This is a genomic window from Streptomyces odonnellii, from assembly GCF_000981895.1.
Classification (GTDB): Bacteria; Actinomycetota; Actinomycetes; order Streptomycetales; family Streptomycetaceae; genus Streptomyces; species Streptomyces odonnellii.
This window is the reverse complement of sequence record NZ_LATD01000307.1, coordinates 16,129-27,052: the sequence shown is the minus strand read 5'-3', so window position 1 is coordinate 27,052 and position 10,924 is coordinate 16,129. Positions and strand designations below refer to the sequence as shown.

The 10,924-nt window shown below is 70.0% G+C and carries 7 protein-coding genes; 1 reads left to right on the top strand and 6 read right to left on the bottom strand.

Going from position 1 to position 10,924, the window contains the following annotated elements; all coding sequences use genetic code 11:
- Positions 1-118: 118 nt before the first annotated feature.
- From WH07_RS26455 to WH07_RS26445, 3 genes are all read right to left on the bottom strand, one after another.
- Positions 119-1,132, bottom strand: a complete 1,014-nt coding sequence (locus WH07_RS26455) for an ABC transporter ATP-binding protein (RefSeq protein ID WP_046505064.1) — start codon at positions 1,130-1,132, stop codon at positions 119-121.
- A 219-nt stretch (positions 1,133-1,351) separates the two neighbouring features.
- Positions 1,352-2,632, bottom strand: coding sequence for a LolA family protein (locus tag WH07_RS26450; protein ID WP_046505062.1), 1,281 nt, complete (start codon positions 2,630-2,632; stop codon positions 1,352-1,354).
- 338 nt (positions 2,633-2,970) lie between these two features.
- The gene (locus tag WH07_RS26445; protein WP_046505060.1) at positions 2,971-3,981 is read right to left on the bottom strand and encodes a polyprenyl synthetase family protein; all 1,011 of its coding nucleotides are present in this window, start codon (positions 3,979-3,981) and stop codon (positions 2,971-2,973) included.
- 477 nt (positions 3,982-4,458) lie between these two features.
- Between WH07_RS26445 and fahA the strand changes: the two genes are divergently transcribed.
- Positions 4,459-5,682 (top strand): fumarylacetoacetase, encoded by a 1,224-nt coding sequence (gene fahA / locus WH07_RS26435; RefSeq protein WP_046505054.1) that lies wholly within the window; start codon positions 4,459-4,461, stop codon positions 5,680-5,682.
- A gap of 101 nt (positions 5,683-5,783) precedes the next feature.
- Here fahA and nuoN read toward each other — a convergent pair whose 3' ends face one another.
- Genes nuoN through nuoL form a run of 3 tightly spaced genes read right to left on the bottom strand, consistent with a single transcriptional unit; the run spans position 5,784 to position 10,912 of the window.
- Positions 5,784-7,436: an NADH-quinone oxidoreductase subunit NuoN gene (nuoN, locus tag WH07_RS26430; RefSeq protein ID WP_046505051.1), complete on the bottom strand. Its 1,653-nt coding sequence runs from the start codon at positions 7,434-7,436 to the stop codon at positions 5,784-5,786.
- Positions 7,433-9,010 (bottom strand): NADH-quinone oxidoreductase subunit M, encoded by a 1,578-nt coding sequence (locus WH07_RS26425; RefSeq protein ID WP_046505049.1) that lies wholly within the window; start codon positions 9,008-9,010, stop codon positions 7,433-7,435. The genes nuoN and WH07_RS26425 overlap by 4 nt, the downstream gene beginning before the upstream one ends.
- A 6-nt stretch (positions 9,011-9,016) precedes the next feature.
- Positions 9,017-10,912, bottom strand: coding sequence for an NADH-quinone oxidoreductase subunit L (gene nuoL, locus WH07_RS26420; protein WP_046505046.1), 1,896 nt, complete (start codon positions 10,910-10,912; stop codon positions 9,017-9,019).
- Positions 10,913-10,924 lie beyond the last annotated feature (12 nt).

Genomic DNA, 10,924 nt, shown 5'->3' with positions numbered 1-10,924 from the left:
GGTCAGCTCGGAACGGAACAGCCCCAGCGTCCACCACAGCCGCGCCTCACGGCCACCCGCACCGCCCGCCGGTGCCTCCGCCCGCGTACCCGCCGCGTCCAGTACCCCCGTCCCGCCCTCAGCCTGCGACATCGAAGCCCTCCCCGGTCAGCGCCACGAAGGCGTCCTCCAGCGAGGCCCGCTCGACACCGAAGGCCCGCACCCGCACCCCGGCCCGTACCAGCGCGGCATTGAGGTCCGCCGGATCCAGCGGCTCCCCCTCGGCCGTGGGCAGTTCCCCGGTCACCCGGTCGTCCGTCATGACCACATCGGTCACCCCGCGCTCCTTCAGCACCCGCGCGGCCTCGCCCGGGTCGGGGGTGGTGACGGCCAGCCTGCCCCGGGTCCCCGCCGCCAGATCGGCGACCGGGCCTTGGATGATCAGCCGCCCCTGGGCCATCACCGCGGCATGCGTGCAGACCTGCTCGATCTCGTCCAGGAGATGCGACGAGAGAAAAACGGTCGTACCGTCTGCGGCCAGTTCTCGCACCAGGGTCCTGATCTCCCGCATGCCCTGCGGGTCCAGCCCGTTGGTGGGCTCGTCGAGCACCAGCAGCCGGCGCGGTTGCAGCAGGGCCGCGGCGAGCCCGAGCCGCTGCTTCATACCGAGGGAGTACGCCTTGGCCTTCTTGCCGGCCGCCGCCGTCAGCCCGACCCGGTCCAGGGCCTCGGCCACCCGGGTGAGGCGGGTGCGGGGATCGGCGGTCGGATCGGCGGAGTCGTACCGTACGAGATTGTCGCGGCCGGTGAGGAAGCCGTACAGCGCGGGGCCCTCGATCAGCGCCCCCACCTGCGGCAGTACGGCACGGGCGGCGCGTGGCACCGGGCGGCCGAGGAGTGTCGCGGAGCCCGCGGTCGGCTGGATCAGCCCCATCAGCATCCGGATGGTGGTGGTCTTGCCCGAGCCATTGGGGCCGAGAAAACCGAAGACGCTGCCCGCGGGTACGGTCAGATCGAGGCGGTCGACCGCGAGCTGACCGCCGCGGAAGCGCTTGGTGAGCCCATGTGTCTCGATCACATGAGGCGCATGCGGTGGCTGCGGCACGGGCTGCGTGCCCGGATCGCCGGGCACCGCTCCGGTGACGGCTGTCATTCCGCTCCCCCTTCCCGCTCCCGTTCTTGTCCCGCTCTCGTTCTCCGGCGGGCGCGCCGGCCTCACTGCCCGCCGACCTCGTCGGCTCGTCGGCCTCGCCGATCTCGCCGATCTCGCCGGACGAATCCTCGCGCGCCCTTTCGAGACAAGAACGGACCGGCCCCGGTCAGCGTTCCGCCCCGTCGCGCACAGTGCGCGACGGGGCGGTCCGCTACCGCGTCACTTGGCCTCGTTGGCCACCTTGACCAGCACATCCTTCGTCACGGCACCGACGTAGACCTTGCCGTCATCCGTCAACAGAGCGTTGACCAGGCGGGTCTTGTAGACGGTGCCCGAGCCGAACTTGCCGCTGACCTTGTCGCCCAGCGCGTCCAGGAACGACTGCGCCTCGGCCGGCAGATCGCCCGCCTCAGCCGACGACGCAGCCGCCGAAGGTACGTCCGTACCGCCCGGAGTCGTCAGCTCGTAGACCGCGTTCCAGCCCTTGCCGATGACCTTCTGGCTGCCGGACTCCTTGAAGGTGTCCACATCGCCCTTGGGGATCTCCGGCGCCTCGTGCTCCTCACCCTGTGTCACCTTCGCGCCCTTGGGAGGCGTGAAGTCGAAGGTGGAGGCATCGGGCTTGGCGAACTCGACCGTGGTGAAGCCGATGTCGAGCACGGCCTTGCCGCCACTGCTCGGCGTGAGCGTGAACTTGAGCGGGGTGCCGGTCTCCGCGTCGACCGCGATCTTGATCGAGCCGACCGTCGAACCGCTCTGCTTGGGCTTGATCAGGAGCTGGTAGGCGTCCCGACCGGCGATCCGGGCCGTACCGTCGACGGTCACCGAGGTGGTGTCGCCGGATGCCTTCAGCGCCTGCTCGGCGAAGTCCTGCGGGGTGGCGGGAGCGCCCTCGGCACCCGCGCCCTTCTCGCCCCACTGGTGCTTCCCCTTGCCCGCGCCCGCGTCCTTCCACGCGTCCTTCCCGTCGTCCTTGGGGGAAGTCGCGTGGTACGCCTCGTTGGAGGCGCTGTCGTACGCCCAGACCTCGTCGCCGTTACGGATCAGGCTGTACTCGGCAGCGTCGTCCAGGACCGAAACGCGCTGCTTGTCGGGGCCGTCCGCCGCGATCCGCAACGTGTGCGTACCGGAGGTCAGCTCCATCAGCTTGGCGTTCGGGTCGGCGGTGGAACCGCCCGCGCCCGCGTCACCCTTGGGCACGAGCGCGCCGCCGGCCGCGCCACCGAGGCCGCCCAGCGAAGGCAGGCCCAGATCCGTGGTGATCTTCACCGAGCCGGAGAGCTGCTCGGTGTCGGACGCGGCGATCTTCTCGATGAGTTCCTGTGCGCTGATCTTCGGCAGCTCGGGGTCGCCGGTCGCGGCCAGTGCCGGGACGAGCCCGATGGTCGCCGCAGCCACCCCCGCCACCGCGACAGGGACCGCGTAACGCGCCGCGATGCGGCGGCCCGCACCGGGCTCCCTGTCCTCCTCGGTGGTCTGTGCGCTGTCGTTCGGTGCCATGTGTGCCCTACCTCCGTGGTCGGCGGCCTTCCGTCCTCTGCACGTGTCCACCCCGCGCCGCCATTCTCACCCGAATTGGTCAGGAGTGGTGTTGTCCATCTGACCAAATCGGCCGCCTGTAGACGTCAGCCCCCGGAAGCAACTTCAGGTACTGCTCAGGGATGACATTTCGAGGAGATGCCTCTCGGGGCCCGTAGGGGACGGCGGTTAACCGGCGCGAAGACGCCGTGGGAGCACCGTTACGCGCCGCCGTCACCGCCACCACCTGAGTGATGATGGGGCGTCAGCCCGCTCGGGGACAGGCCCGGAGGGCGTCAGCCGAACGGACGCGGTCGGCGTCAGCCCGCCCGGTGGACCACCGCGTCGCACAGCTCCACCAGCGCCGCCTTCGCGTAGCACTCCGGCAGCGGCGTCAGCGTCGACCGCGCCTCCTCCGCGTACCGCACCGTTTCGCGCCGCGCCTGCTCCAGCGCGGGATGCGCGCGCAGCCGCCGCAGCGCCTCCGCGTGCCGTGCCTCGTCCGCCAGATCGCCGTCCAGCAACTCGACCAGCGCCAGGTCGTCCGGGAGCCGGTGGGCCTCGGCCTGAGCCCGCAGCAACAGCACCGGCAGGGTCGGGATGCCCTCGCGCAGATCCGTGCCCGGGGTCTTGCCGGACTCGTGCGAGTCGCTGGCGACGTCGAGGACGTCGTCGGCGAGCTGGAAGGCGACACCGAGCCGCTCGCCGTACTGGGTGAGGATGTCGACGACGGTCTCGTCCGCGCCGGACATCATCGCGCCGAAGCGGCCCGAGACCGCGATCAGCGAGCCCGTCTTGCCGCCGATCACATCGAGGTAGTGCGCGACCGGATCGCGTCCGTCGCGTGGCCCGGCCGTCTCCAGGATCTGGCCGGTCACCAGCCGCTCGAACGCCTCCGCCTGGATACGGACGGCCTCGGGGCCCAGATCCGCCAGGATGTGCGAGGCGCGGGCGAAGAGGAAGTCACCCGTGAGGACGGCGACCGAATTGCCCCAGCGGGCGTTCGCGCTGTCCACCCCGCGGCGGACCGTCCCCTCGTCCATCACGTCGTCGTGGTACAGCGTCGCGAGATGGGTCAGCTCGACGACCACGGCCGCGGGAACGACCCCGGGCGCGTACGGGTCGCCGAACTGCGCGGCGAGCATCACCAGCAGCGGCCTGAACCGCTTGCCCCCGGCCCGTACGAGATGCTGAGCGGCCTCCGTGATGAAGAGCACCTCGCTCTTGGTGGCATCGAGCAGCCCCGCCTCGACGGCCGCCAGTCCGGTCTGGACATCGGCCTCAAGAGCCTGGTCCCGCACGCTCAGCCCGAACGGCCCGACGACGGTCACGAGAGGTACTCCTGTCTGCTGACGATCACACGGATTGTCGATGTGTCGCTGTCATCACTCAAGTCAGCGTATCGGGTCGCCTTTCGATCGCCATGGGCGCCTTCCCGGCACCGCCGGTATGTTCGGGATCAGTCATACGACCTGGAGCAACGGATTTGTCCGGAACGGCGGCCGACGCCCAGGCGAACACGGAGCGGCCTCCGCCGGTCGCCGGATCTGCCGCGCCGCACCCCGTCACATGGCCGCACCGCACCCCGCCACCCCGCCCGGGCACCCCGGGTGACGAGTGCCCGGCGCGTCCCGCGCGTCGGCCACCGGCGCGCACCGACCGCGCCCGGCGGGCTACCGCCGGTACGGTCCGCGCACCTCCGCGCCCACCTGGCGCTTTCCGGTCGAAGCGGGCTTTTCGCGACTGCCGCGCCGGGGCAACGTCGACGTAACGTGTCCTGCACCGATCCGGAAAGCGAGGCAGCACCGATGCCCGAGCAGAGCCCGCTCGTACCGGCCGAGGGCGACCCCTTCGGCCCGCACAACCTGCCGTACGGAGTCTTCTCCACGGCCGACGAGCCCGACCGCCGCCGGCTGGGAGTCCGTATCGGCGATCAGGTGCTCGACGCGGGGGCCGCTGCGCACGCCCTGGGCTCCCCGTACGCGGCGCTGCTCGACCGGCCCGGCCTCAACCCCCTGATGGCGGCCGGGCGCACGGCCTGGCGCGATGTACGGCGTGCGCTGACCGCGTGGGTCACCGTCCCGGCGCACCGCGCGGACATAGAGCCCCTCCTCCACCCGCTCGGCTCCGTCACCCTGCATCTGCCGTACGAGGTCGCGGACTATGTCGACTTCTACGCGAGCGAGCACCACGCCGCCAATGTGGGGCGGATCTTCCGGCCCGGCGGCGCGGCGCTGACCCCCAACTGGAAGCACCTCCCGATCGGTTACCACGGCCGGGCCGGCACGGTCGTCGTCTCCGGCACGGACGTGGTGCGTCCGTCGGGGCAGCGCAAGAGCCCGGCCGACCCGGTGCCCGTCTTCGGGCCGTCCACGAAACTCGACATCGAGGCGGAGGTCGCCTTCGTCGTCGGCGCGCCCTCGGCGCGGGGTTCCGCGGTCGGGTCGGCGGCCTTCCGCGACCATGTCTTCGGGCTCTCCCTGCTCAACGATTGGTCGGCGCGTGACATCCAGGCGTGGGAGTACGTACCGCTCGGCCCGTTCCTCGGGAAGTCCTTCGCCACCTCCGTATCGGCCTGGGTGACCCCCCTGGAGGCCCTGGACGCGGCCCGGGTGGCGCCCCCGGCCCGTACCGAACCGCTGCTCCCCTATCTGGACGACGCGGACGACGAGGAGCCGGGCGGCTTCGACCTGCGGATCACGGTGTCCCTCAACGGCCAGGTGATCTCGGAGCCGCCGTTCTCGGGGATGTACTGGACGGCCGCCCAGCAGCTCGCCCATATGACGGTCAACGGCGCCTCGCTCCGTACGGGCGACCTCTTCGCGTCCGGTACGGTCAGCGGCCCCGAGCGCGACCAGCGCGGCTCCCTGCTCGAACTCACCTGGAACGGCACCGAGCCGCTCGAACTGCCCGACGGCAAGCGGACGTTCCTGGAGGACGGCGACGAGGTCACGCTCACCGCCTGGGCGCCGGGCCCCGACGGCACCCGGGTCGGACTGGGCGAGGTGGCGGGCCGGGTCGTCTCCGGCTGAGACACGCACAGGGCCCGGCACCTCGGTGAGGTGCCGGGCCCTGCTGTCCGTACGAAGGCACACGGAGCCGTACGGAGCCGCCCTGGCCGGGGCGGAGCGGCTCAGCGCACAAAGCCCCCGGCCTGGCTCGCCAGATCCAGGAAGTACTGCGGTGCCACACCCAGCACCAGGGTGACCACCACCCCGACCCCGATGGCCATGGTCGTCAGCGCCGAGGGCACCGCGACCGTCGGGCCCTCGGGCTTCGGCTCGCTGAAGAACATCAGCACGATGACCCGGATGTAGAAGAACGCCGCGATCGCCGAGGCGATGACACCGACCACCACCAGCGCTCCCGCGCCGCCGTCGGCCGCCGCCTTGAACACCGCGAACTTCCCGGAGAAGCCCGAGGTCAGCGGGATACCGGCGAAGGCCAGCAGAAAGACCGCGAAGACCGCCGCCACCAGCGGTGAACGCCGCCCGAGCCCGGCCCACTTGGACAGATGCGTCGCCTCGCCGCCCGCGTCGCGCACCAGCGTGACGACCGCGAACGCGCCGATCGTGACGAAGGAGTACGCCGCCAGATAGAAGAGGACGGACGAGATGCCGTCGGGGGTCGCGGCGATCACACCGGCCAGGATGAAACCGGCGTGCGCGATGGAGGAGTACGCCAGGAGCCGCTTTATGTCGGTCTGGGTGATCGCGACGATCGCGCCACCCAGCATGGTGACGATGACCACGGCCCACATCACCGGCCGCCAGTCCCAGCGCAGCCCCGGCAGGACCACATACAGCAGCCGCAGCAGCGCGCCGAAGGCCGCCACCTTCGTCGCCGCAGCCATGAAGCCGGTGACGGGGGTGGGCGCGCCCTGGTAGACGTCCGGCGTCCACATGTGGAAGGGGACCGCGCCGACCTTGAACAGCAGCCCCATCAGGATCAGCGCGCCGCCGATGAGCAGCAGCGCGTCGTTCCCCATGGTGTCGGCGAGCGCCGGGCTGACGCTCTGGACGGTGCCGTCGACGACCTCCGCGATCCGCGCGTACGACACGGAGCCCGCGTAGCCGTACAGCAGGGCGATCCCGAAGAGCAGGAAGGCCGACGAGAAGGCACCCAGCAGGAAGTACTTCACCGCGGCCTCCTGCGACATCAGCCGCTTGCGGCGGGCGAGGGCGCAGAGGAGATAGAGCGGGAGCGAGAAGACTTCCAGGGCGATGAAGAGCGTCAGCAGATCGTTGGCCGCCGGGAAGACCAGCATGCCCGCGACGGCGAACAGGGCCAGCGGGAACACCTCGGTGGTGGTGAACCCGGCCCTGACCGCGGCCTTCTCGCTGTCGCTGCCGGGCACGGCCGCGGCCTGCGCGGCGAACGAGTCGACCCGGTTGCCGTGCGACTCCGGGTCGAGCCTGCGCTCGGCGAAGGTGAACACGGCGACGACCGAGGCCAGCAGGATCGTGCCCTGGAGGAAGAGCGACGGGCCGTCGATGGCGATGGCACCCATGGCCGCGATGTGCTTCTTGGTCGTGCCGTATCCGCCGGCCGCCAGGGCGACCACCGACGCGAAGGCGGCGGCCAGGGCGACCAGGGAGAGGAAGAGCTGCGCGTGGTAGCGCCCCTTGCGAGGGATGAAGGCCTCGATCAGGATCCCCAGGACCGCGGCGCCCGCCACGATCAGGGTGGGGGCGAGCTGCGCGTATTCGATGGTCGGGGAGGGGATCTTGTCGATCCCGCCCGCCGCCGTCGTTGTCCACAGGCTGTGGACGACTGTCGCACTCACGGGGCGGCCTCCACCTCGGGCTTGGGGTCGGTCTGCTGTACGTCGGACATCGTGTGCTCCACCGCCGGGTTGACGATCTCGGTGAGCGGCTTCGGATAGACGCCCAGGAACAGGAGCAGCGCGATCAGCGGGGCGACCACCACCAGCTCCCGGACCTTCAGATCGGGCATGCCCTTGACCTCGGCCTTCACCGGTCCGGTCATGGTGCGCTGGTAGAGCACCAGGACATAGAGCGCGGCGAGAACGATGCCGATGGTGGCGATGATGCCGACCACCGGATACCTGCTGAAGGTGCCGACCAGGACCAGGAACTCACTCACGAACGGGGAGAGCCCCGGCAGCGAGAGGGTCGCGAGACCGCCGACCAGGAAGGTGCCCGCGAGGACCGGGGCGACCTTCTGCACCCCGCCGTAGTCCGCGATGAGCCGCGAGCCGCGCCGGGTGATCAGGAAGCCGGCCACCAGCATCAGCGCGGCCGTGGAGATCCCGTGGTTGACCATGTAGAGCGTGGCGCCCGACTGGCCCTGGCTGGTCATGGCGAAGATGCCCATGATGATGAAGCCGAAGTGCGAGATCGAGGCATAGGCGATCAGCCGCTTCATGTCGCGCTGGCCGACCGCGAGCAGTGCTCCGTACACGATGCTGATCAGCGCGAGCACCAGGATCACCGGGGTGGCCCACTTCGACGCCTCCGGGAAGAGCTGGAGGCAGAAGCGCAGCATCGCGAACGTGCCGACCTTGTCGACCACCGCGGTGATCAGGACGGCGACGGGCGCGGTGGACTCGCCCATGGCGTTGGGCAGCCAGGTGTGCAGCGGCCACAGCGGGGCCTTCACCGCGAACGCGAAGAAGAAGCCGAGGAAGAGCCACCGCTCGGTGCTGGTCGCCATCGACAGGGAGCCGCTGGCCCGCGCCTCGGCGATCTCGGAGAGCGAGAAGCTCCCCGCGACCACATACAGCCCGATGACCGCGGCCAGCATGATCAGACCGCCGACCAGGTTGTACAGGAGGAACTTGACCGCGGCGTACGAACGCTGGGTCGCCGCCGCCTCGTCCCCGCCTGCGTGCGCGCGGTCACCGAAGCCGCCGATGAGGAAGTACATCGGGATGAGCATGGCTTCGAACAGGATGTAGAAGAGGAAGACGTCGGTGGCCTCGAAGGAGAGGATCACCATCGCCTCGACCATCAGGATCAGCGCGAAGAAGCCCTGGGTCGGCCGCCAGCGCCGGTTCGGGTTCACATCCTCCAGCGGGTCGGCGTCATGCCAGCCGGCCAGGATGACAAAGGGGATCAGCAGCGCGGTCAGCGCGAGGAGCGCCACCCCGATGCCGTCCACGCCCAGTTCGTACCGCACCCCGAAGTCGGAGATCCAGGCGTGCGACTCGGTGAGCTGATAGCGGGCACCGCCCGGCTCGAAGCGGACCACCACCACGGCGGCCAGCACCAGGGTGGCCAGTGAGAAGAGCAGGGCCAGCCACTTGGCGGCGGAGCGCCGGGCGGCCGGGACGGCCGCCGTGGCGATCGCGCCGACCGCGGGCAGCACCGCCGTGGCCGTCAGAAGGGGGAACGACATATCCGGTTACACCGCCCTCATCAGCAGGGTCGCGGCGATGAGCACTGCCGTACCTCCGAACATCGAGACCGCATAGGTGCGGGCGTAGCCGTTCTGCAGCTTGCGCAGTCGGCCGGAGAGCCCGCCGAACGACGCCGCCGTGCCATTGACCACCCCGTCGACCAGGGTGTGGTCGACATAGACCAGGGAGCGGGTGAGGTGCTCGCCGCCGCGGACCAGGACCACATGGTTGAAGTCGTCCTGGAGCAGATCGCGGCGGGCGGCCCGGGTGAGCAGCGAGCCGCGCGGGGCGGTCACCGGGACCGGCTTGCGTCCGTACATCAGCCAGGCCAGGGCGACACCGAGCACCAGGACGACCATGGTGGCGCCGGTGACGGTGGCGGCGCTGACCGGCGCCTCACCGTGGTGGTATCCGGTGACGGGCTCCAGCCAGTGCACGAACCGGTCGCCGATGGAGAAGAACCCGCCCGCGAAGACCGAACCGACGGCCAGCAGAATCATCGGGATGGTCATGGACCGGGGCGACTCGTGCGGATGCGGCGCGTTCCCCTTCTCGTCGGGCTGCCAGCGCTTCTCGCCGAAGAAGGTCAGCAGCATCACCCGGGTCATGTAGAACGCGGTGATCGCCGCGCCCAGCAGGGTGACGGCGCCGAGGATCCAGCCCTCCGTACCGCCCTTGGCGAAGGCCGCCTCGATGATCTTGTCCTTGGAGAAGAAGCCGGACAGACCGGGGAAGCCGATGATCGCCAGATAGCCCAGGCCGAAGGTCACGAAGGTGACCGGCATGTACTTCCGCAGGCCGCCGTACTTGCGCATGTCGACCTCGTCGTTCATGCCGTGCATGACCGAACCGGCCCCGAGGAACAGCCCGGCCTTGAAGAAGCCGTGCGTCACCAGGTGCATGATCGCGAAGACATAGCCGATCGGGCCGAGGCCCGCCGCCAGGATCATGTAGCCGATCTGGGACATCGTCGAGCCGGCGAGGGCCTTCTTGATGTCGTCCTTGGCACAACCGACGATCGCACCGAAGAGGAGCGTCACCGCGCCGACCACCACGACCACGAGCTGGGCGTCCGGGGCGGCGTTGAAGATCGCCCCGGACCGGGTGATCAGATAGACGCCCGCGGTCACCATCGTCGCCGCGTGGATCAGGGCCGAGACCGGGGTCGGGCCCTCCATCGCGTCGCCGAGCCAGGACTGGAGCGGCACCTGGGCCGACTTGCCGCACGCGGCGAGCAGCAGCATCAGACCGATCGCGGTCAGCTTGCCCTCGGTGGCGTCCCCCGTGGACCCCAGGACCGGCCCGAAGGCGAAGGTCCCGAAGGTGGTGAACATCAGCATGATCGCGATCGACAGACCCATGTCGCCGACGCGGTTGACCAGGAAGGCCTTCTTGGCGGCGGTGGCCGCGCTGGGCTTGTGCTGCCAGAACCCGATGAGCAGGTACGAGGCGAGACCGACGCCTTCCCAGCCCATGTACAGCAGCAGATAGTTGTCGGCGAGGACCAGCAGCAGCATCGCCGCCAGGAACAGGTTCAGATAGCCGAAGAAGCGGCGGCGCCGCTCGTCGTGCTCCATGTACCCGATCGAGTAGATGTGGATCAGTGTGCCCACACCGGTGATCAGCAGGACGAAGGTCATCGACAACTGGTCGAGCTGGAAGGCGATGTCCGCCTGGAAGCCCTCGACGGGGATCCAGCTGAAGAGGTGCTGGTGCAGTGTCCGTCCGTCACCGCTCTTGCCGAGCATGTCGCTGAACAGCACCACGCCGACCACGAAGGACACGGCCGCCAGCAGTGTGCCGAGCCAGTGGCCCACGCGGTCGAGCCGGCGGCCCCCGCAGAGGAGGACCGCTGCTCCCAGTAGAGGCGCCGCGATGAGCAGCGCGATCAAGTTCTCCACGATTCAGCGACC